Source organism: Microbacterium aoyamense (genome assembly GCF_023155855.1).
Classification (GTDB): Bacteria; Actinomycetota; Actinomycetes; order Actinomycetales; family Microbacteriaceae; genus Microbacterium; species Microbacterium aoyamense.
On the sequence record NZ_JAKNUT010000004.1, the window covers coordinates 206,947 to 228,086 of the forward strand.

Below are 21,140 nucleotides of genomic sequence, written 5' to 3' on the forward strand. Positions count from 1 at the left end.
ACGACCACGGAATCAGGAGTGTCACATGGCCGAACCACTTGTCGCGACGAGCGTCTTCGACAGGCTGCTGAAGGACCGCATCATCTGGCTGGGATCCGAGGTGCGGGACGAGAACGCGAACGAGATCTGCGCGAAGATCCTGCTCCTCGCCGCTGAAGACAGCGAGAAGGACATCTACCTCTACGTCAACTCGCCCGGCGGCTCCATCACGGCCGGCATGGCGATCTACGACACGATGCAGTTCGTGCCGAACGACATCGTCACGGTCGGCATCGGCATGGCCGCCTCGATGGGGCAGCTGCTGCTGACGGCCGGCACGAAGGGCAAGCGCTACATCACGCCCAACGCGCGCGTGCTGCTCCACCAGCCGCACGGCGGCTTCGGCGGCACGTCGAGCGACATCCAGACGCAGGCCCAGCTCATCGTCTCGATGAAGAACCGTCTCGCCGAGATCACGGCGGCCCAGACCGGCAAGTCTGTCGAGCAGATCAACGAGGACGGCGACCGCGACCGCTGGTTCACGGCGCAGGAAGCCCTCGAGTACGGCTTCGTCGACCACATCCGCGAGTCCGCGGCCGACGTCGTCGGCGGCGGCGGAACCAAGGCCTGACGCGACCTGCGGCGAAAGAGAGAAGAACGAATGAACGTCCCCACCTTCGGCGGTCTGGCGAATCAGGGCCTGCAGATGCCCGGCAGCCGTTACGTGCTCCCGCAGTTCGAGGAGCGCACCGCCTACGGCTACAAGCGCCAGGACCCGTACAACAAGCTGTTCGAGGACCGCGTCATCTTCCTGGGCGTCCAGGTCGACGACGCCTCGGCGGATGACGTCATGGCCCAGCTGCTCGTGCTCGAGTCGCAGGACCCCGATCGCGACATCATCATGTACATCAATTCGCCCGGCGGCTCGTTCACGGCCATGACGGCGATCTACGACACGATGCAGTACGTGTCGCCGCAGATCCAGACGGTCGTGCTCGGCCAGGCGGCCTCGGCCGCGTCCGTTCTGCTCGCGGCCGGCGCGCCCGGCAAGCGCCTCGCGCTGCCCAACGCCCGCATCCTGATGCACCAGCCCGCGATGGGCGAGGCGGGCCACGGCCAGGCCTCCGACATCGAGATCCAGGCCGCTGAGATCCTGCGCATGCGCACATGGCTCGAAGAGACGATGGCCCGCCACACCGGCCAGGACGTCGCCAAGGTCAACAAGGACATCGACCGCGACAAGATCCTCTCGGCCGCCGAGGCGCTCGAGTACGGCATCGTCGACCAGGTGCTGACGACGCGCAAGCGCGGACAGGCCGCCATCGCGTCGTAGACGATGGATGCTGCGAAACCCCGTCGCCCGGCTCGCCGGCGGCGGGGTTTCCGCGTGCGTGCGCGTCGATCCGCTGTCGGCGGAGCGGCACGCCCGGCATCCACAAAGCGCGTCGCAATCCCGCTCGATGTCCTCACGACGGGTTAGGCTCGGAGGACATCCGGGGGGATGATCGCCCCTGTTCCACGAGGAGGAGCCTGATGGCGCGCATCGGTGAGAGTGCCGACCTGTTCAAGTGCTCCTTCTGCGGCAAGAGCCAGAAGCAGGTCCAGCAGCTGATCGCCGGCCCCGGCGTCTACATCTGCGACGAGTGCGTCGAGCTGTGCAACGAGATCATCGAAGAGCGCATGGCCGAGTCGTCCTCGGGCGTGGTGTCCGACTTCGATCTGCCGAAGCCCCGCGAGATCTTCGCCTTCCTCGAGGAGTACGTCGTCGGGCAGGAGCACGCGAAGCGCGCCCTCTCGGTCGCCGTCTACAACCACTACAAGCGCGTGCGCGCGCACGGCACGATCCAGCCGGCCGAGCAGCGTGCCGACGAGGTCGAGATCGCGAAGAGCAACATCCTGCTCCTCGGCCCGACCGGCTGCGGCAAGACGTATCTCGCCCAGACGCTCGCGAAGCGCCTCAACGTGCCGTTCGCGGTGGCGGATGCCACGGCTCTCACCGAGGCGGGGTACGTCGGCGAAGACGTCGAGAACATCCTGCTCAAGCTCCTGCAGGCCGCCGACTTCGACACGAAGCGCGCCGAGACCGGCATCATCTACATCGACGAGATCGACAAGATCGCCCGCAAGGCCGAGAACCCGTCGATCACGCGCGACGTCTCGGGCGAGGGCGTGCAGCAGGCGCTGCTGAAGATCCTCGAGGGCACGGTCGCGTCGGTCCCGCCGCAGGGCGGGCGCAAGCATCCGCATCAGGAGTTCATCCAGATCGACACGACGAACGTCCTGTTCATCGTCGCCGGGGCGTTCGCGGGTCTCGAGGACATCATCTCGAACCGCGTCGGCAAGCACGGGATCGGCTTCGGCGCCCCGCTGCACAACAAGGGCGACGACCTCACGCTCTTCAGCGAGGTCCGTCCCGAAGACCTGCACAAGTTCGGCCTCATCCCCGAGTTCATCGGCCGTCTGCCCGTCGTGGCCTCGGTCAACCCGCTCGACCGCGAAGCGCTCATGGAGATCCTGACGTCGCCGCGCAACGCGCTGGTCAAGCAGTACCAGCGCATGTTCGAGCTCGACGATGTCGCTCTCGAGTTCGAGGTCGAGGCGCTCGAGGCGATCGCCGACCTCGCTGTCGAGCGCAAGACGGGCGCCCGCGGCCTGCGCGCCATCCTCGAGGACGTGCTCGGCCCGATCATGTTCGACATCCCCTCGACCGACGATGTCGACAAGGTCGTCGTGACGAAGGCCTCGGTCGAAGAGGGCGCAGCGCCCACGCTCCTGCTCCGCGAGAAGCGCAAGAGCGCCTGACCCCGAAGGATCAGGCGCTCTCGATCGGACGTCAGGCCGCGAGGCCCCGGCGCTTCAGAAGCGGCTCGATCTCGGCATCCCGTCCCCGGAAGTCGCGGTACGCCTCGAGGGGGTCCTTCGACCCGCCCACACCGAGCAGCCGCTGGCGGAATCGATCACCGTTGTCGCGCGTGAGGCCGCCGTTCGAGCGGAACCACTCGACGGTGTCCGCGTCGAGCACCTCGCTCCAGATGTACGAGTAGTAGCCGGCGCTGTAGCCGCCTGAGAAGACGTGCGCGAAGTACGTCGACGAGTAGCGGGTGGGCACCGCGGGGTTGTCGAGTCCGATGTCGGCGAGGGCGGATGCCTCGAACGCCGCGACATCGAGGTCCTCGGCGGATGCGGCAGCGGCGTCGAGCGAGTGCCAGGCCTGGTCGATCCACGAGGCAGCGAGGTACTCGCTCGTCGCGAAGCCCTGGTTGAACGCTTCGCTCGCGGTGAGTTTCTCGACGACGTCGGCAGGCAGGGGTTCGCCCGTCTCGATGTGCTTCGCATAGTTCGCGAGGATCTCGGGCCAGTAGATCCACATCTCGTTGACCTGGCTGGGGAACTCGACGAAATCGCGGAACACGTTCGTGCCGGCGAAGTGCGGGTACGTGACGGTCGCGAAGAGACCGTGCAGTGCGTGGCCGAACTCGTGGAAGAGCGTCGTGACCTCGTCGAGAGTGAGGAGGGTGGGCTGGCCGGCTGCGGGCTTGGACACATTGAGGTTGTTGACGACGATCGGGTCGGTCCCGCGCAGGCGGGACTGCAGCACGATCGAGTTCATCCAGGCTCCGCCGCGCTTGGAGTCGCGCGTGTAGAGATCGAGGACGAACAGCCCCAGCGCCGAACCGTCGGCGTTGTGCAGTTCGAACACGCGCGTGTCAGGGTGATAGCCGGCCAGGTCGGTGCGCTCGGTGAACGTGACGCCGTAGAGCTCGGTCGCCGCGCGGAAGACGCCGTCCTGCAGGACGCGCTCCGCCTCGAACCACGGACGCAGGGCCGCGGTGTCGAGGTCGTACTCGGCCTGACGCACCTTCTCGGTGTAGAAGGCCCAGTCATGGGCGTCGAGTTCGAACGGCTCCGCCTCGGTGTCGATGATCGCCTGCAGCGCGGCCTGCTCACGGCGGGCGTTGTCGGCGGCGGGCACGGCGAGTCTGCGCAGCAGATCGTGCACGGCCTCCGGCGAGCCGGCGGTCTCGTCCGACGTGATGTACGCGGCGTGCGTGTCGTAGCCGAGCAGAGCGGCGCGCTCAGCGCGCAGACGCACGATCTCGCGCAGCACTGCGCTGTTGTCGTGCGCGTTGCCACGGCTGCCGCGCGCGCGTGAAGCATCCATGATCCGCTTGCGGCTCGCGCGATTCGTCAAGGACGACAGATGGGGATGCCCCGTGAAGAGCGTCAGACTCACGACCCACTTGTCCTCGAGGCCGCGGTCGGCGGCGGCCTGTGCAGTCGCCGAGAGCTCGCCCTCGGTGAGGCCGTCGAGATCCTCTGCCGAGTCGAACACGACGGCGAGGTCGTTCGTGTCGGCGAGGAGATTCTTCTCGAACGTGGTGGTCAGGGTCGACAGTCTCTCGTTGATCGCCGTGACCCTCTCCTTCGCCGCATCGTCGAGTCCCGCGCCGGCGTGCGACATCTCGCGGAAGTGACGTTCGACGAGGTAGCGCTGTTCGGGGTCGAGGTCGAGGGCGTCGAGCTGGTCGTGCAGGGTCTTGATGCGCCAGTACAGCTGGGCGTCGAGCTGGATCGAGTCCTGGTGGGCGGACATCAGGGGAGCCAGCGTCTCTTCGATCGCCTGGATGTCGTCGGTCGCATCGGCCGAAGAGACGGTGTAGAAGGTGCGTGCGACGTCGCCGAGCAGCTTGCCGCTCGTCTCGAGCGGGATCATCGTGTTCTCGAACGTGGGCATCGACCGCACGCGCGTGATGTTCGCGATCTCGGCCTTGTGCGCGGCGAAGGCCTGTTCGAAAGCGGGGAGATAGTGCTCGGGGCGGATCGCCGAGTAGTCGGGCAGACCGTAGGGGAGCGTGGTGGGGGACAGGAGGGGGTTCTCAGACGCCATGACACCAGCCTAATCGCGGCGGTGGAACCCGCAAAGCAATGTTTGCAAAGAGCTACTTGCAAAGAAGTCTTTGCATTGATATCTTCAAGCCATGGAAGAACAGCCCGAGGCGATCGACCCGACGGAAGCGCGCCACAATCAGGACCGCGTCCTCGACAGCGGCGCGCTGCGGGCTCTCGCGCACCCGCTGCGGGTGCGCATGTACGACATCCTCAGCCAGTACGGTCCTCAGACCGCCAGCTCCCTCGCCGAGATGACGGGGGAGTCCAGCGGTTCCACGAGCTACCACCTCCGGGCGCTCGCGAAGCACGACCTCATCCGCGAAGTCGCCGATCAGGGCACCGGACGCGAGCGCTGGTGGGAGCGTCCCGTCGGCGGCGTCTCCTTCGCCAACCCCGAGGCCATGGCGACGCCGGCCGGTCGAGCGGCGTCGCAGATCGTCATGACGGAGTTCCTGCGGGGCCGCAACCAGCAGCTCATGGACTTCGTCGACCGTGGATTCAACGGCATCGACGAGGACTGGCAGGAGGGCACCTTGCTCTCGACCGCCACGACCCGCCTCACTCCCGAGCAGAGCAAACTGCTCGGGCTCAAGATCATGGCGCTGATCGACGACGCCGTGGACACCTACCGCAATCAGACCGGCGAGAACGTCCGGCCCGTCAGCATCCGGGCCGATCTGTTCCCGCTCCCCGAGTTGGGAGAGAAGTCATGACCGCCATTCACGCCCCTCGCCTGCTGTCGCCCGCGACCCCGTTCGAGCGCTTCCTGCTCGCGACTGCCGCCCGCCTCGATCGGATCGTGGCCGTGCGCCTCGAGCGCCGCGCCGCGCGGACCTCATCGGTGCGCCGAGACCTGTCATCCGACGCCGCACTCGGCGTCCGCGCTCGCGCGACCCTGCTCGCGCCCGTCGCGAACCAGCTCCGTTGAGCGTGGCCACCGAGGCGTCGGTCAAGGCGCCGTTGACGAGGGACTTCGGCAAGCTCTGGACGGCTGCGGCCTTCAGCAACCTCGCCGACGGACTCGGGCGCACGGCGGTGCCGCTCATCGCGACGACGCTCACGCGCGACCCGCTCGCGATCGCGGCGATCGGCGCTCTCGCTTTCCTGCCCTGGCTCGTCTTCGGCCTGCCGGCCGGCATGATCGTCGATCGCTTAGACCGCCGCTGGATCATGGCGATCGCCAACACCCTGCGAGGCGGCACAGCCGCGGTCCTCGCCGTGCTCACCGTCACTGGCTCGCTCACGATCTGGTGGCTCTTCGCCGGCGTTCTCGTGTTCGGCTTCGGTGAGACGCTCTTCGACAACGCGACGAACGCGATCGTGCCGGCTCTCGTCGAGCGCCGCTCGCTCGATCGCGCCAACGGCTTCATGCAGGCCGCACAGGTCACGATCGACAGCTTCATCGCGACCCCCATCGCCGGCGTGCTCTTCGCCGTCTCGCTGGCCCTGCCGCTCTGGGTCGGCGCGGCGGGGTACGCGATCCCGATCGCTCTCGCGCTGCTCCTCCCACTCACCGCGGCTCGTGCCTTCGCGAAGGACGCGACAACGCAGGGCGAGTCGGCGGCAGCGCAGGCGGAACCGATGCCCGCGGCATCCACCGTCTCCGCTCGCGAAGCCGTGTCGTACCTCTGGAACCACCGCTTCCTGCGCTCGATGGTGATCTTCACCTCGATCATCGGCTGTGCGTTCTCGTTCGCGCAGGCGCCGACGATCCTGTACTTCCTCGACGAGCTGGATGTCGCGCCCGCCGCCATCGGCGTCGTGACTGCCGGGATCGGACTCGGAGCCCTCGTCGGGTCGCTGACCGCGGCACGGTTGGTCGCGCGGTTCGGCCGCGGTGCCGTCATGCTCGCGGCGAATCTGCTCGCCGGTGTGTCGCTCTTCGGCGTGTGGGCGGCGCCCGAGCTCGTGACCGGCATCATCGCGTATGCGCTGATGGCGTTCGCGGTCTCGACGTGGAACGTGCCGTGGGGCGCGCTACGTCAGGCGATCGTGCCGGGGCGCATCTTCGGCCGGGTGCTGGGCATCATCCGCACCTTCACCTGGGGGCTCTTCCCGTTCGCGACGCTCCTCGGAGGTCTCGTCGCGCGTGCCGACCTGCGGCTGCCGTACTTCATCGCGGGGGTCGTGACGCTCGTGACGACCCTGATCTGCGTCCGCCTGCTTCGGGATGCCTCGAATCACAACGATCCCGAAGCCTGACCCTGTGCAGGGGCCGTGCCATTCAGAGGCTCAGGCGAACCCGTCGTCCGCATCGTGCGTGACGACGGGTTCGCCGTCCTGACCGATGGTCACGATCACGCCGGTGTCGAGCTCGGCGATGGGGCGCCCCTCGAGCCAGGTGAGCGTCCACCGCGGGCGCGGCTGGCCGAGGTCGTCGTCGGGGATCGCGGCGTCGACCTCGCGGACGGCGCGGGCCACGGCATCCGGAACCGCCTTCGGCGGCTCGTCGCCCGACGTCCAACGCGTCCCGAGCTGCATCAGATCTCTCCGAGTTCGATGTCGGTGACCGCGAGCGAGTCGGCCTCGGCATAGGCGATGGCGGCGATGCGCCCCACGGCCTTTAGATCGCCCTCGGCGAGCTGGAGGGCGGCTGTCGTCGCGGCGGGCGCGGCGATCGTGAGGCGGTCGACCGGGTTCTTCTGCGACGCCTTCGCCTCGGTCTTGGCGCGACGGACGCCGACGAGCGCCTCGCTCACGGCCTTGAGAACGGCGGGGTCGCCCTCGATGCCGAGCGGCTCGGGCCAGGCCGCGGTGTGCACCGAGCCGTCCTCGAACCACGACCACGACTCTTCCGCCGCGAACGCGAGCACGGGGGCGAAGAGGCGCAGGAGCGTCGAGAGCGCCGTCCGCAGGGCGAGGGCGGCAGATGCCTGACCCACATCGGTCTGGTCGTACGCGCGCTCCTTGACGAGCTCGAGGTAGTCGTCGCAGAACGTCCAGAAGAACGACTCCGTGACCTCGAGCGCGCGGGCGTGGTCGTACGACTCGAACGCCTTCGTCGCCTCGCGCACGACGCCGTCGAGCGTCGCGAGCATCGAGGCGTCCAGGGCATGCGTGATCTGCGCACCGGACGGCACGGGGAACGACAGCACGAACTTCGAGGCGTTGAGCACCTTGATCGCGAGGCGACGGCCGATCTTGACCTGCGTGGGGTTCTGCGGGTCGAACGCGGCATCGGCGCCGAGGCGGCTCGAGGCGGACCAGTAGCGGACCGCGTCGGTGCCGTGCTGGGCCAGGATGTCGGCCGGCGTCACCACGTTGCCCTTCGACTTGGACATCTTCTTGCGGTCGGGGTCCACGATGAAGCCCGAGATCGCGGCATCGGTCCACGGCGCACGGTCGTCCTCGAGCGCGCTGCGCAGCATCGTCGAGAAGAGCCACGTGCGGATGATGTCCTGGCCCTGCGGGCGCACGTCGAAGGGCGCGACGAGGTTCCACAGCTCGGGGTCGCGCTCCCAGCCGCCCGCGAGCTGCGGCGTCAGAGACGACGTCGCCCACGTGTCGAAGATGTCCTTCTCGCCCTCGAAGCCGCCCGCGGCGCCGCGCTGCGCGGCGGTGTAGCCCGGCGGCACGTCGGTCGTCGGGTCCACGGGGAGCGATGCGAGATCGGGAGTGATCACGCGGTCGTAGTCACGCTCGCCGTTCTCGTCGAGGCCGTACCAGACGGGAATCGGCACGCCGAAGAATCGCTGTCGCGAGACGAGCCAGTCGCCCGTGAGCCCGCCGACCCAGTTCTCGTAGCGCACGCGCATGAAGTCGGGGTGCCACGTCATCTCTTTGCCGAGCGAGACGAGACGATCGCGCAGGGACTCGTCCCGCGCGCCGTTGCGCACGTACCACTGCCGCGTCGACACGATCTCGAGCGGACGGTCGCCCTTCTCGTAGAACTTCACCGCGTGGGTGAAGGGCTTGGACACCGAAAGGATGTCGCCCGTCTCCTGCAGCTTCTCGACAAGCGCCTTGCGCCCCGAGAACACGGTCTTGCCGGCCATCTCGGACTCGTACCAGGCCGATCCTTCGGCGCCGAGCCCCGCGGGCGCGTCGGGCAGGAAGCGGCCGTCGAGCCCGAGGCTCGTGAGGTTCGGAAGGTCGGAGCCGTCCGTGCGACGCAGCTCGCGCCACCACACGATGTCGGTCACGTCACCGAAGGTGCAGACCATCGCGACGCCCGTGCCCTTGTCGGGCTGGGCGAGGTGGTGACCGTGCACTTCGATCGGCGCGTCGAAGAAGGGCGTGAGCACCTTCTTGCCGATCGCGTCCTTGTGCGGGCCTTCGGGGTGCGTGACGAGCGCGATGCAGGAAGGCAGGAGTTCGGGCCGCGTCGTCTCGATCTCGATCGTGCCCGAGCCGTCGGCGTAGGGGAACGCGACCCGGTGGTACGCGGCCGGCTGATCGCGGTCCTCGAGCTCGGCCTGGGCGATCGCCGAACGGAAGTCGATGTCCCACAGGGTCGGGGCGAGCGACTGGTACGCCTCGCCGCGCTCGAGGTTGCGCAGGAACGCGAGCTGGCTCGTACGGATCGTCTCGTCCGAGATCGTGCGGTACGTCTGCGTCCAGTCGACGCTGAGACCGAGCTGGCGGAAGACCTCTTCGAACGCCTTCTCGTCCTCGAGCGTCAGGGCCTCGCAGAGATCGATGAAGTTGCGCCGGCTGATCGGCACCTGATTGGCGGGCTTGAGGCTCTTCGCATCGCCCTGGAACGGGGGAGTGAAGTCGGGGTCGAAGGGCAGGGACGGGTCGCACCGCACGCCGTAGTAGTTCTGCACGCGACGCTCGGTCGGCAGGCCGTTGTCGTCCCAGCCCATGGGGTAGAAGACCGTCTTGCCGCGCATGCGCTCGAAGCGCACCTTCACGTCGGTGTGCGTGTACGAGAAGACGTGGCCGATGTGCAGAGAACCGGATGCCGTCGGCGGAGGCGTGTCGACCGAGAACACCCCGGCACGGCCGACCTCGGCGGCGCGGACGCGATCGAACAGGTACGTGCCCTGCTGCTGCCACGCGGCATCCCACTTCGTCTCGAGACCTTCGAGGGCGGGCTTGTCGGGGATGGATGCATCGGCCATGGAGGTCTCCTAGCGATATATGCGGCACTGTGTGAGCGTGCCTGAGTGTGGGATGTCCCACGATTCTACCGCTCTCGGTCAGCTCTTGACCTTGATGCCCAGCGTTGCGGCGAACGCCGGCGCCAGCAGCTCGATCTGCCGCGGCGAGAGCGTCACGCCTCGGAGGGACGCGGCATCCGTGTACGACAGCGCTTCCAGCCCGCGGAGGTCCACGTCTTGGGCGCGCAGCCCCACCGAGTCCACTTCGTCGGACCTGGTGTTCTCGAACGCGACGCGGTCGCACCGCGCCTGGGGCAGGTCGAGCGTCGTGATGGTGGAGTCCGCGATGAGCACGTCGTCGACCTGCGCCCCCGCGAGCGTCAGGTAGTCGATGCGGACGCCTCGCAGCTCGACCTCGTCGAGCTCGGCGTCGGCGAGATCCAGGGTGCCGATGCGTCCGCCGGTGATGCGCACGCGCTTGAGCCGGGCATCCCGCGCCGTGACGGTGGTCGCGCGCAGGTCATCGATCACGACGTCGACGAGAGTGGCGCCGGTGAGGATGAGGTCGACGACGGATGCCGCGGCCACGCGGCATTCCGAGATCTCGCTGTGCGCAGCATCCGTCTTCTCTTCCAACCCCGTGATCTCGAGACGGAAGTGCTCCTCTCGCGCGGCCAGCCGCTCATGCGGCTCCAGCCGCGGCGGAAGATCGGGTGCGGAGACCCGCGGCGGCGCGGGGTCGTCCTTCTTGCCAGCCATGCCAACGACGCTATCGCGTGGCTCGGACAGCGTCCCCTTGCGCGGGGGACATGCGCGAATCGGAGGACCATGCGCGAATGGGAGGGGCGAAGCGTCCTTCGCGTCCTCCCGTTTGCCGATCACCCTCCAATTCGCTCAGCCTTCCCTCCTCCACATGACGCCGGCGCCGAGATTCTCCACAGATGGGAAGGCGATCGTGAGGCGACGATGCGATCGGGCCCGAGGCTCGTGGGGTGTCTCTTCTCTCCCTCATCCGTGAACGCGGCGGCGTGATCCCGACGCCCCCTGCTGTTCGATCAGGGCGTCAGCCGCCGAGAACTGACGGCCGCCGTCGCCGACGGCAGCGTGCTTCGCCCACGCCAAGGCTGGATCGCCGCTCCCGACGCTGAGCCCGACCTCATCCGCGCTGCGCGCGCGGGAGTCGTGCTGACCTGCGTCACGCAGGCGCGTCGGTTGGGATTGTGGATGCTGGACGACCTGCCGCTCCCGCATGTCGCGGCCCCGCCGACTTCGGGTCACGTGCGCATCAACAAGGACCGCGAGAAGAACCTGACGGCGGCGCGGGTGCACTGGGCGAGACCTCTCGTGCCGCGTGATCCCAGTTCGCTCGTCGACCCGATCGAGAACGTGCTGGCGAACGTCGCGATGTGTCTGCCGTTCGAGCAGGCGCTCGCGGTGTGGGACTCCGCTCTCAACAAGGGCCTTGCCGATCTGGCGGCGCTTCGCCGCCTCCCGCTCCCGGCCGCGGCGCGCCGATTGGCGGATGCCGCGGACCCGTTCCGCGATTCGGGACTCGAGACGATCGTTCCCCACAGACTGCGGTGGTTGAAGGTGCCGATCTTGTCGCAATCGTGGATCGCCGGCCACCGAGTCGACTTTCTCATCGGCGAACGCCTCGTGCTGCAGATCGATGGAGGCACCCACGTCGGGGTACAGCGATCGGAGGACATCGCCCACGACGCGGCTCTCATGCTTCTGGGCTACCACGTCATCCGCGTGGGGTACTGGCAGATCATCGACGAGTGGCCGACCGTGCAGAACCTCATCATGCGCGCCGTGGCCCAGGGTCTCCACCGAGCGGGAGACCTGCCCGCGCGTGGCTGAGCCGCGTGCAGACGGGAGGCCGAGGGGCGGGCAGAAGCGACGGTCGAGGCGTGCAGATGGGAGGGCCGCGGCGTGCGGACGGGAGGGCTGGGGCGTGCGGATGGGAGGGCTGGGGCGTGCAAACGGGAGGTCGGCGGGCGAACGGGAGGGCGAAGACATCCGATTCGATCCTCCCGTCTGCGCATCGCCCTCCCGATTGCGCCTGGCCCGCGCATCCCCGCGCCGCCAACGCCGCGAGAATGGGGCCATAGCCGCGCGCATGGCGCCGCAGCCGCGCTCGACCCCTTGCGCGGGGCCGGTAGACTGGACGCACGAGCATCGATCCGGCCATCACCGGGGAGCTCTCGGAAGAACAGGGTTTCGGCCCCCAGTAGAACCGAGCGGGGCAGGCCCGTCACAGCCGCAGTGAAAGAGGCCCGCCTTCGCGCCACGAAGGCAGGCAATGCCGGGTGGTACCGCGGTCCCAGGAGGATCGTCCCAGCGAGGATGACGACCCCGCTGGAGAGAACATGACCTACCCGAAGACCCGCGGGTCCTCGTTCGGACCCGCCGCCGTCGTGCCGAGCCCGAGGTTCCCCGAGATCGAGCGCGACACGCTCGCCTTCTGGGCCGAGGACGACACGTTCCGCGCGTCGATCGAGAACCGCGACGGGGCCGAGGAATGGGTGTTCTACGACGGCCCCCCGTTCGCCAACGGACTGCCGCACTACGGACACCTGCTGACCGGCTACGCGAAGGACCTCTTCCCGCGCTTCCAGACGATGCGCGGCAAGAAGGTCGACCGCGTCTTCGGCTGGGACACGCACGGCCTGCCCGCCGAGCTCGAGGCGATGAAACAGCTCGGCATCACCGAGAAGGACGAGATCGAGGCCATGGGCATCGACGTCTTCAACGGCAAGGCTCGCGAGTCCGTCCTCGCCTACACGCGCGAGTGGGAGGACTACGTCACCCGCCAAGCGCGCTGGGTCGACTTCGAACGCGGGTACAAGACTCTCGACACGGGCTACATGGAGTCGGTCCTGTGGGCGTTCAAGACACTCCACGACAAGGGACTCGCGTACGAGGGTCACCGCGTGCTGCCGTACTGCTGGCGCGACGAGACGCCGCTGTCGAGCCACGAGCTGCGCATGGACGACGACGTCTACAAGATGCGGCAGGACCCGTCGGTCACCGTCACGTTCCCGCTCGTCGGCCTCAAGGCCGAAGCACTCGGGCTCACGGGCGTCCGCGCGCTCGCCTGGACGACCACGCCGTGGACCCTGCCGACGAACCTCGCCCTCGCGGTGGGCCCCGGCATCCGGTACGTCGTCGTTCCCGGCGGTCCCGCCGGTGCGGCGGACGTGCCGGCGGGCGACGACCCCGAGGGCGCGACGGCGCACCGCTACCTGCTCGCGGAAGAACTCCTGAGCGGGTATGCGAAGGACCTCGGGTACGAGTCGGCGGATGCTGCGCGCGACGCGATCGTGCAGACGGTGACCGGTGCCGAGCTGGCCGACGTCCAGTACGACCGGCTCTTCGACTATTACGCCGATGCGGTGACGTGGGGAACGCAGAACGCCTGGCGGATCCTGGTCGACGACTACGTGACGACCTCCGACGGCACGGGCATCGTCCACCAGGCGCCCGCCTACGGTGAGGACGACCAGCGTGTGACTGAGGCCGCCGGCATCCCGCTCATCATGAGCCTCGACGACGGCGGACGCTTCCTGCCGCAGGTGACGGATGCCGCGGGCGAGCTGTGGATGGATGCCAACACCCCGCTGGTGCGTCTGCTGCGCGGTCAGGGCCGCCTGCTGCGCCTCGCGTCGTACGAGCACTCGTACCCGCACTGCTGGCGCTGCCGGAACCCCCTCATCTACAAGGCGGTCTCGAGCTGGTTCGTGCGCGTGACCGACATCAAGGACCGGATGCTCGCGAACAACGAGCAGATCACGTGGGTCCCCGAGAACGTCAAGCACGGGCAGTTCGGCAAGTGGCTCGAGGGCGCGCGGGACTGGTCGATCAGCCGCAACCGCTTCTGGGGCTCGCCGATCCCGGTGTGGAAGAGCGACGACCCCGAGTATCCGCGCGTCGACGTGTACGGATCGCTCGAAGAGCTCGAGCGCGACTTCGGACGCCTGCCGCTGAACGCGCAGGGCGAGCCCGATCTGCACCGGCCGTTCATCGACGATCTCACGCGCCCGAATCCCGACGACCCGACGGGCAAGAGCACGATGCGCCGGATCGAGGACGTCCTGGACGTCTGGTTCGACTCGGCGTCGATGCCCTACGCGCAGGTGCACTATCCGTTCGAGAACCATGACTGGTTCGATGCGCACTCGCCGGCCGACTTCATCGTCGAATACATCGGGCAGACGCGCGGCTGGTTCTACGTCATGCACGTGCTGTCCACGGCGCTCTTCGACCGCCCCGCCTTCACCGGCGTGTCGTGCCACGGCATCGTCCTCGGCAGCGACGGGCTCAAGATGTCGAAGTCGCTGCGCAACTACCCCGACGTGTCCGAGGTCTTCGACCGCGACGGCTCCGACGCGATGCGCTGGTTCCTGATGGCTTCCTCGGTGCTGCGTGGCGGCAACCTCGTCGTGACCGAGGAGGGCATCCGCGCCGGCGTGCGCGAGTTCCTGCTGCCGCTGTGGAACGCCTGGTACTTCTTCGCGACCTACGCCAATGCGTCCGGCGAGGGCTACGAGGCGCAGTGGCGCACGGACTCGACCGATGTGCTCGACCGCTACATCCTCGCGCTCACGGGCGACCTCGTGCGCGATGTGGCGACCGACCTCGAAGGGCTCGACTCCACGACCGCCGCCGCGCGCCTGCGCGACTTCGCCGAGGCGCTCACGAACTGGTACATCCGTCGTTCGCGCGACCGGTTCTGGGTCGGGGTGACCGATGATCCGAAGAGTCGTGAGGCGTTCGACACGCTCTACACGGTGCTCGAGACGCTCACGCGCGTCGCGGCGCCGCTCATCCCGCTCGTCTCGGAGCGTGTCTGGCAGGGGCTCACGGGCGGACGCAGCGTGCACCTGCAGGACTGGCCCGACGCGGACACCTTCCCGCAGGCGGCCGACATCCGCACGGCGATGGATGCCGTGCGCGAGGTCTCGAGCGTCGCGAACGCCCTGCGCAAGCGCGAGGGCAAGCGCGTGCGCCTGCCGCTTCCGAGGCTCACGGTCGTGGTTCCGGATGCCACGGCTCTCGCGCAGTTCGACGACATCGTGCGCGAAGAGCTCAACGTCAAGGCCGTCGAGCTCGTGGAACTCCAGGAGGACACCGCCGCCTCGTACGGCATCACGAACCGCCTGTCGGTCAACGCCCGGGCGGCGGGGCCGCGCCTCGGCCGCGATGTGCAGCGCGCCATCCAGGGCGCGAAATCGGGGGACTGGTCCCTCGACGGCGACGTGGTGGTCTCGGGCGGGCTGACGCTCGAACCGGGGGAGTACGACCTCGTGCTCGAGACCTCGGGTCGGCCGGAGGGCGAGGCGCTCGCGCTGCTCGACGGCGGCGGGTTCGTGCTGCTCGACACGACGACGACGCCCGAGCTCGAGGCCGAGGGTCTCGCGCGCGACGTCATCCGCGCCGTGCAGGACACCCGCAAGGCCGCCGGCTTCGATGTGAGCGACCGCATCGCGCTGTCGCTCGAGTTCGAGGACGACGAGGATGCCGCAGCTGTCGCATCCGCGTTCCAGGCCGCCGATGTCGCGGGCGAGACGCTCTCGCTCGCGTACGCCGTGGCTTCCCGTGCGGCGACTCTCCTCGTGGAGGGCGCGACGACTGCGGCGGAGTTCGACACGACGATCGACAAGGGCACGTACGCGAATCGCGGCTCCTTCACGGTGTCGGTGGCACGCGTGGAGGTGACGTCATGAACGATCGGGAACGGGCGGATGCCGTCTACAGCGCGCTCGTGCAGCGCCAGGGCGAACGGTGGGTGCAGCCTCGCGTCGAGCGCACGGCGCGCGTGCTCGAACTGCTCGACGATCCGCAGAAGACGTATCGCGTCATCCATGTCACCGGCACGAACGGCAAGACCTCGACGAGCCGCGTCATCGAGAGCCTCGTGCGCGCGCTGGGGCTTCGGACCGGACTGTTCACGAGCCCGCACCTCGAGCGCTTCACCGAGCGCATCATGGTCGACGGCGAGCCGATCGGCGACGCCGCGATCGCCGACGCCTGGGACGAGATCGATCCCTTCGTCTCGATCGTCGATGCCGAGCTCGAGGCAGCAGGGGACGCGCGACTGACATTCTTCGAGCTGCTGACGATCCTCGCGTTCGTCGCCTTCGCCGACGCGCCGATCGACGTGCTCGTGCTCGAGGTGGGCATGGGCGGATCGTGGGACTCGACGAACACGGCCGACGGTGACGTCGCCGTGTTCGCGCCGATCGACATCGATCACGCCGATCGTCTGGGCGCGACGATCCCCGACATCGCCGCCGTCAAGGCGGGCATCATCAAGCAGGGCGCCGCGGTGGTGTCGGCGCAGCAGCATCCCGCAGCCGCCGCCGTCCTTCGCACCGCCGCCGCGACGAAGGGCGCGACGATCGCCTTCGAGAGCGCCGAGTTCGGACTCGTCTCGCAGCGGTTGGCCGTCGGGGGACAGCTCATCACCGTCCGGGGCCTCGCCGGAACCTACGAAGACGAGTACCTGCCGCTCTACGGCGCGCACCAGGGCTTCAACGCGGCTCTCGCGATCGCAGCGGTCGAGTCGCTCGTCGGGCCTCTCGCGGGCGAGGTGCTGACGGACGGACTCGGAGCGGTCACCTCGCCCGGCCGGCTGCAGCTCGTCGGCACGAATCCGACGGTGCTGGTGGATGCCGCGCACAACCCCCACGGCGCGCGCGCTCTCGCGGCCGCTCTGCAGGAGTCGTTCGACTTCGACGAGTGGGGCGTCGTGCTCGGCGTGCTCGCCGACAAGGACGCCGAGGGCATCGTCGCCGAGCTCGCGCCGATCGCGGCACACGTCTTCGCGACGGCGCCGGACTCCGATCGCGCGAGCGACGCGGACGCGATCGCCGACCTCGCGGAAGCGCGCGATCTCCCGGTGACCGTGCACGACGACGTCGCGGTCGCGGCCGAAGCGGCGCGTGAGTGGGCCTCGGCATCCGACCGACGTGCCGTCGTCATCGCGGGATCCGTCATCCTCGCCGGCGAAGCCGTCTCGCTCGCCGACGCCGAGGACTGGAAGAGCGGGTGGCGGTCATGACGTCGAAGGCGGCGCCGAAGCCCCGGCGCGCCCGCGGGGCGGCCGAGTCGCTCGCCTCGATCGTGCTCGCCTTCGAGTCGATCATCGTCTTCCTCGGCGGGCTCGTGCTCTACGGCCTGAAGGCGCTTCCCGCCGGCATCGAGCCGTGGTGGGGGATCGTCGCCGGCACGGTGATGGCGATCCTCATGATCCTGACCGGCCGGCTCGTGCGGTATCGGTGGGGGATCGCCCTCGGATGGGTGCTGCAGGTCGTCGTCGCGCTGGGCGCGTTCTTCGAACCCGCGCTCCTGATCGTCGCCGTCATTTTCGGCGGCATGTACGCGTATGCCACCATCAAGGGGGCCGCATTGGACCGGCGCAACGCGCAGCTCGCGGCATCCACCCCTCCCGACGAATCCTGAACCGAACGGAACCACGCATGCCCACGGAAGAGACCCTCGTCCTCGTCAAGCCCGACGGCGTCGCGCGCGGCCTGACCGGCGCGATCCTCGCTCGCATCGAAGCCAAGGGCTACGCGCTCGTCGACATCCGCCTCGTCGAGCCCGACCGTGCGACGCTCGAGAAGCACTACGCCGAGCACGAGGGCAAGCCGTTCTACGAGCCGCTGCTCGAGTTCATGATGTCGGGGCCGTCGGTCGCGATCCGTCTCGCGGGCAACCGCGTCATCGAGGGGTTCCGCTCGCTCGCGGGCACGACCGACCCGACGACGGCTGCGCCCGGCACCATCCGCGGCGACTTCGGCCGCGACTGGGGCCTCAAGGTCCAGCAGAACCTCGTGCACGGCTCGGACAGCCCGGAGTCGGCCGCGCGCGAGCTCGCGATCTGGTTCTGACCTAGCGGAACAGGTCGTTGACGATCTGCACGACGGCGTTCATCTCGATCTGCGCGAGCAGCAGGATGACGGCGTAACTGAGGATCGCCGCGAGCGGCACCCACGCCATGCCGGCGTTCGCCGCCTTGCGGACGCCGGCCGGGGCCGGCACGATGCCCGAGCGCAGAAGATGGAGCGTCACGGCGTAGAACGTCGGGATCGTGACGGCCCACGTCACCATGCACCACGGGCACAGCGTGTGCAGGTCGTAGATGCTCTGGCTGACGAGCCAGATCACGAAGCCGAACGCGAAGGCGATCCCCGCCCAGAACGTGATCCAGAACCACCGCGCGAACCGTGCTCCGGCGAGGATCGCCGTGCCGACGACGATGGGAGCGACCCAGCCCGCGAGGCCCAGAAGCGGGTTGGGGAAGCCGAACACGCTGCCCTGCCACGAGCCGAGATTCGCGCTGCACTGCACGAGGGGGCTGATGTCGCACGCGGCGCCCGCGTCGGGATCGACGAGGGCGTGGAGTTTCTCGATCGTGAGCGAGAACGCCGCCCACCAGCCGATCGCGCCGGCGATGATGAGCCACACCGCGAGGGCGGTCGGGCGGGTGTGCGTCTGCGGCAAGGCCATGCTCGGATTATCCCAGCGGACGCCTGGACGGATGCCTCGATCGGGCCGTGAAAGAACCCCGCGCGATCCGAGACGAGCAATCGACGGCCGAAAGTGCGATAATGCTCAAGATGCTTCGCGGCCGCGCCGCCATACGCATCACTGAAGACTTCAGGGCAACGAACGCCCTTCGCAGCACGAGCCGAAGAGCCGGCTGCAGACCGAGTGAGTTCGCGGCACCGCAGGTGCGGCGCCGCCGAGATTTCGCCGGGCGATGCGCGGTGTCGCCCCGCAAGGAGTACGCCAGCGATGGCCGATGACACAAACGAACAGCACGAGCCGCAGGTAGACGCGGCCGCCGAACCGACCACTGAATCCCCGGCGGAGTCCACGGACTCGTCGATGGCGTCCACGGATTCGTCGATGGATGCCGCGGCCGAGGGCGTGGCCGTGGTCGAGCACGAGTCCGAGGTCGCCCCCGCACCCGCGGTCGAGCCCGAGTCCGTCGACGGCCCCGACGCTCCCGCAGCGATCGATGCGGAGGTCGCATCCGACGCGTCCGAGCCGGCGACCGATGCTGCGGAGGCGCCGCAGGCGCCCGAGGACGTCGAGGCAGCGCCGGCAGTCGATCCGGAGCCCGTCGTCGAGCCCGAGGCGGACGCCCCCACGACGGAGCCCGAGCCCGAGAAGCCGGTCACGGCGGTCTCGCTCGGCCTGCTGCCCGAGACCTTCGTCTCGGCCGTCTCGACGTCGCTCATGTTCTACGCGCCCGAGTTCGTGCCGCTTCCGCCGCGCCCGGGCCAGGCGCAGCGCGATGACGCGGGCGACGAGCAGCCGACGGGCACGAGCGCGCGCCGCCGTGGTCGTCGTCGTAGCGGTGACAGCGCGTCCGAGGCATCCGAAGCTCCTTCACAGCCGGCCCATCGCCAGCGCGCCGTGGAGTTCATCACCGAGCCGCAGCGCATCAAGGGCTCGACCCGACTCGAGGCCAAGAAGCAGCGCCGCCGTGACGGACGCGAAGCCGGTCGCCGCCGCGCTGTCGTGACCGAGGCCGAGTTCCTCGCCCGCCGTGAAGCCGTCGATCGCGAGATGATCGTGCGGTCCAAGAACGGCCGCATCCAGATCGCCGTCCTCGAAGACAACGTGCTCGTCGAGCACTATGTCGCGCGCAACCAGGACGCATCGCTCATCGGCAACGTCTACCTCGGCCGCGTCCAGAACGTGCTGCCGAGCATGGAAGCCGCCTTCGTCGACATCGGTCGCGGCCGCAACGCCGTGCTGTACTCCGGCGAGGTGGATTGGGATGCCGTCGAGACGGGCAACCAGCCGCGTCGTATCGAACTGGCCCTCAAGAGCGGCGACCGCGTGCTCGTGCAGGTCACGAAGGACCCCGTGGGCCACAAGGGCGCACGCCTGACGAGCCAGATCTCGCTTCCGGGCCGCTACCTCGTCTACGTGCCGGGCGGGGCGATGAACGGCATCTCGCGCAAGCTCCCCGACACCGAGCGCGCGCGTCTGAAGAAGATCCTCAAAGAGGTCCTTCCCGAATCGGCGGGCGTCATCGTGCGCACCGCGGCCGAGGGCGCGACCGAGGAGCAGCTGACGCTCGATGTGCAGCGCCTCACGAGCCAGTGGGAGCACGTGTCGACCCAGGTCGAGTCGATCCAGGCGCCCGCGCTGCTGCACTCCGAGCCCGACCTTCTGGTCAAGATCGTGCGCGACGTCTTCAATGAGGACTTCACCAAGATGCTCATCCAGGGCGACGAGGCGCACAGCACGATCACGTCGTACCTCGCGAGCGTCGCACCCGATCTCCTCGAGCGCGTCGAACGCTATGAGGGCGACGTCGACCCGTTCGACGCGCACCGGGTGACGGAGCAGATCGAGAAGGCGCTCGACCGCAAGGTCTGGCTGCCCTCGGGCGGCTCGCTCGTCATCGACCGCACCGAGGCGATGACCGTCGTCGACGTCAACACCGGCAAGTTCGTGGGCTCGGGCGGCAACCTCGAAGAGACCGTCACCAAGAACAACCTCGAGGCGGCCGAGGAGATCGTGCGCCAGCTGAGGCTGCGCGACATCGGCGGCATCATCGTCGTGGACTTCATCGACATGGTGCTCGAGTCCAACCGCGATCTCGTGCTGCGCCGTCTCGTCGAGTGCTTGAGCCGCGACCGCACGAAGCACCAGGTCGCCGAGGTCACGTCGCTCGGTCTCGTGCAGATGACCCGTAAGAAGCTCGGCCTCGGACTCCTCGAGACCTTCAGCGAGGCGTGCGAGGTCTGCGCAGGGCGTGGCGTCATCGTGCACCACGACCCGGTCGTGAAGCACCGCGTCCCGCTCACGGGCAACGCGCAGGGCGGTCGCCGGCCGCGCGGCGGGGGCAGCTCGGCGCCCGCGGCGGGAGGAAACGGCGGGACGCACACGATCACCGAGGGTGCGAAGTCCGCGCTCGCGCAGATCGCGGCATCCACGATCCACCATCACGACGAGCACCCGCCGGTCGAAGCACCCGCCGAGCCCGTCGTCGAGGCACCTGCGGAGCGGCCAAAGAAGCCGCGCAAGAAGCGCGAGCCTGCTTCTCGCGCACCCAAGACCGAGAAGGACATCCTGCTCGACTCGGTGCTGAGTGCGCTTCCCGAGCCGAAGGCTCCGGGTCAGGGGCGGGGGCGTCGCCGCGTGACGACCGCCGCCCTCACCGGCACGCCGATCGCGCCTCCGACGGGGGAGTAG

17 protein-coding genes are annotated in these 21,140 nt (G+C 68.7%); 12 read left to right on the forward strand and 5 right to left on the reverse strand.

All coding sequences use genetic code 11. From position 1 onward, the window contains the following. Positions 1-25: 25 nt before the first annotated feature. From MA876_RS12320 to clpX, 3 genes are all read left to right on the forward strand, one after another. Positions 26-610 carry an ATP-dependent Clp protease proteolytic subunit gene (locus MA876_RS12320; RefSeq protein WP_248149454.1) on the forward strand — a complete coding sequence of 195 codons (585 nt, stop codon included), beginning with the start codon at positions 26-28 and terminating at the stop codon, positions 608-610. A gap of 30 nt (positions 611-640) precedes the next feature. Further along, on the forward strand, positions 641-1,312 hold the full coding sequence (locus MA876_RS12325) for an ATP-dependent Clp protease proteolytic subunit (protein ID WP_275562804.1): 672 nt from the start codon (positions 641-643) through the stop codon (positions 1,310-1,312). A 200-nt stretch (positions 1,313-1,512) separates the two neighbouring features. After that, positions 1,513-2,781 carry an ATP-dependent Clp protease ATP-binding subunit ClpX gene (gene clpX, locus MA876_RS12330; RefSeq protein ID WP_248149458.1) on the forward strand — a complete coding sequence of 423 codons (1,269 nt, stop codon included), beginning with the start codon at positions 1,513-1,515 and terminating at the stop codon, positions 2,779-2,781. Between the two features lie 31 nt (positions 2,782-2,812). On the opposite strand, the gene MA876_RS12335 is transcribed toward clpX, so the two are convergent. Next, positions 2,813-4,867 (reverse strand): M3 family metallopeptidase, encoded by a 2,055-nt coding sequence (locus MA876_RS12335; RefSeq protein ID WP_248149462.1) that lies wholly within the window; start codon positions 4,865-4,867, stop codon positions 2,813-2,815. A gap of 91 nt (positions 4,868-4,958) precedes the next feature. On the opposite strand from MA876_RS12335, the gene MA876_RS12340 reads away from it, so the two are divergent. The 3 genes from MA876_RS12340 to MA876_RS12350 are packed head-to-tail and all read left to right on the forward strand — an operon-like array spanning position 4,959 to position 7,071. Beyond that, positions 4,959-5,582, forward strand: coding sequence for a winged helix-turn-helix domain-containing protein (locus MA876_RS12340; protein WP_248149466.1), 624 nt, complete (start codon positions 4,959-4,961; stop codon positions 5,580-5,582). Beyond that, positions 5,579-5,797 (forward strand): hypothetical protein, encoded by a 219-nt coding sequence (locus MA876_RS12345; protein ID WP_248149469.1) that lies wholly within the window; start codon positions 5,579-5,581, stop codon positions 5,795-5,797. The genes MA876_RS12340 and MA876_RS12345 overlap by 4 nt, the downstream gene beginning before the upstream one ends. Before the next feature lie 2 nt (positions 5,798-5,799). After that, positions 5,800-7,071 (forward strand): MFS transporter, encoded by a 1,272-nt coding sequence (locus tag MA876_RS12350; RefSeq protein ID WP_248150145.1) that lies wholly within the window; start codon positions 5,800-5,802, stop codon positions 7,069-7,071. Between the two features lie 30 nt (positions 7,072-7,101). Here MA876_RS12350 and MA876_RS12355 read toward each other — a convergent pair whose 3' ends face one another. The 3 genes from MA876_RS12355 to MA876_RS12365 form a co-directional block, all read right to left on the reverse strand. Beyond that, a complete protein-coding gene (locus MA876_RS12355; protein ID WP_248149472.1) occupies positions 7,102-7,350 on the reverse strand; it encodes a hypothetical protein in 249 nt (82 codons plus the stop codon). Then, positions 7,350-9,935: a valine--tRNA ligase gene (valS, locus tag MA876_RS12360; protein ID WP_248149475.1), complete on the reverse strand. Its 2,586-nt coding sequence runs from the start codon at positions 9,933-9,935 to the stop codon at positions 7,350-7,352. Before valS ends, MA876_RS12355 begins: the two co-directional genes overlap by 1 nt. Before the next feature lie 78 nt (positions 9,936-10,013). After that, positions 10,014-10,673, reverse strand: a complete 660-nt coding sequence (locus MA876_RS12365) for a pentapeptide repeat-containing protein (RefSeq protein ID WP_248149479.1) — start codon at positions 10,671-10,673, stop codon at positions 10,014-10,016. 345 nt (positions 10,674-11,018) lie between these two features. Between MA876_RS12365 and MA876_RS12370 the strand changes: the two genes are divergently transcribed. The 5 genes from MA876_RS12370 to ndk all read left to right on the forward strand — a co-directional run bounded on the left by MA876_RS12370 (position 11,019) and on the right by ndk (position 17,812). Beyond that, positions 11,019-11,777: an endonuclease domain-containing protein gene (locus MA876_RS12370; protein ID WP_248149481.1), complete on the forward strand. Its 759-nt coding sequence runs from the start codon at positions 11,019-11,021 to the stop codon at positions 11,775-11,777. 509 nt (positions 11,778-12,286) lie between these two features. Next, positions 12,287-15,643, forward strand: coding sequence for an isoleucine--tRNA ligase (ileS, locus tag MA876_RS12375; protein ID WP_248149484.1), 3,357 nt, complete (start codon positions 12,287-12,289; stop codon positions 15,641-15,643). Then, positions 15,640-16,980, forward strand: a complete 1,341-nt coding sequence (locus MA876_RS12380; protein WP_248149486.1) for a bifunctional folylpolyglutamate synthase/dihydrofolate synthase — start codon at positions 15,640-15,642, stop codon at positions 16,978-16,980. The genes ileS and MA876_RS12380 overlap by 4 nt, the downstream gene beginning before the upstream one ends. Continuing rightward, positions 16,977-17,381 carry a DUF4233 domain-containing protein gene (locus MA876_RS12385; protein WP_248149488.1) on the forward strand — a complete coding sequence of 135 codons (405 nt, stop codon included), beginning with the start codon at positions 16,977-16,979 and terminating at the stop codon, positions 17,379-17,381. The genes MA876_RS12380 and MA876_RS12385 overlap by 4 nt, the downstream gene beginning before the upstream one ends. 17 nt (positions 17,382-17,398) lie before the next feature. Further along, on the forward strand, positions 17,399-17,812 hold the full coding sequence (gene ndk, locus MA876_RS12390) for a nucleoside-diphosphate kinase (protein WP_248149490.1): 414 nt from the start codon (positions 17,399-17,401) through the stop codon (positions 17,810-17,812). Position 17,813: 1 nt separating this feature from the next. On the opposite strand, the gene MA876_RS12395 is transcribed toward ndk, so the two are convergent. Then, positions 17,814-18,431 (reverse strand): vitamin K epoxide reductase family protein, encoded by a 618-nt coding sequence (locus MA876_RS12395; RefSeq protein ID WP_248149492.1) that lies wholly within the window; start codon positions 18,429-18,431, stop codon positions 17,814-17,816. A 288-nt stretch (positions 18,432-18,719) separates the two neighbouring features. Here MA876_RS12395 and MA876_RS12400 point away from each other — a divergent pair, with 288 nt between their 5' ends. Then, entirely contained in the window at positions 18,720-21,140 is a 2,421-nt protein-coding gene (locus MA876_RS12400; RefSeq protein ID WP_248149494.1) for an Rne/Rng family ribonuclease, read from the forward strand.

Bases quoted from the DNA above. Each gene is read 5' to 3' on its own strand.
- MA876_RS12320 (WP_248149454.1), top strand. From the start codon at position 26: ATGGCCGAACCACTTGTCGCGACGAGCGTCTTCGACAGGCTGCTGAAG.
- MA876_RS12325 (WP_275562804.1), top strand. From the start codon at position 641: ATGAACGTCCCCACCTTCGGCGGTCTGGCGAATCAGGGCCTGCAGATG.
- clpX (WP_248149458.1), top strand. From the start codon at position 1,513: ATGGCGCGCATCGGTGAGAGTGCCGACCTGTTCAAGTGCTCCTTCTGC.
- MA876_RS12335 (WP_248149462.1), bottom strand. From the start codon at position 4,867: ATGGCGTCTGAGAACCCCCTCCTGTCCCCCACCACGCTCCCCTACGGT.
- MA876_RS12340 (WP_248149466.1), top strand. From the start codon at position 4,959: ATGGAAGAACAGCCCGAGGCGATCGACCCGACGGAAGCGCGCCACAAT.
- MA876_RS12345 (WP_248149469.1), top strand. From the start codon at position 5,579: ATGACCGCCATTCACGCCCCTCGCCTGCTGTCGCCCGCGACCCCGTTC.
- MA876_RS12355 (WP_248149472.1), bottom strand. From the start codon at position 7,350: ATGCAGCTCGGGACGCGTTGGACGTCGGGCGACGAGCCGCCGAAGGCG.
- valS (WP_248149475.1), bottom strand. From the start codon at position 9,935: ATGGCCGATGCATCCATCCCCGACAAGCCCGCCCTCGAAGGTCTCGAG.
- MA876_RS12365 (WP_248149479.1), bottom strand. From the start codon at position 10,673: ATGGCTGGCAAGAAGGACGACCCCGCGCCGCCGCGGGTCTCCGCACCC.
- ileS (WP_248149484.1), top strand. From the start codon at position 12,287: ATGACCTACCCGAAGACCCGCGGGTCCTCGTTCGGACCCGCCGCCGTC.
- MA876_RS12380 (WP_248149486.1), top strand. From the start codon at position 15,640: ATGAACGATCGGGAACGGGCGGATGCCGTCTACAGCGCGCTCGTGCAG.
- MA876_RS12385 (WP_248149488.1), top strand. From the start codon at position 16,977: ATGACGTCGAAGGCGGCGCCGAAGCCCCGGCGCGCCCGCGGGGCGGCC.
- ndk (WP_248149490.1), top strand. From the start codon at position 17,399: ATGCCCACGGAAGAGACCCTCGTCCTCGTCAAGCCCGACGGCGTCGCG.
- MA876_RS12395 (WP_248149492.1), bottom strand. From the start codon at position 18,431: ATGGCCTTGCCGCAGACGCACACCCGCCCGACCGCCCTCGCGGTGTGG.
- MA876_RS12400 (WP_248149494.1), top strand. From the start codon at position 18,720: ATGGCCGATGACACAAACGAACAGCACGAGCCGCAGGTAGACGCGGCC.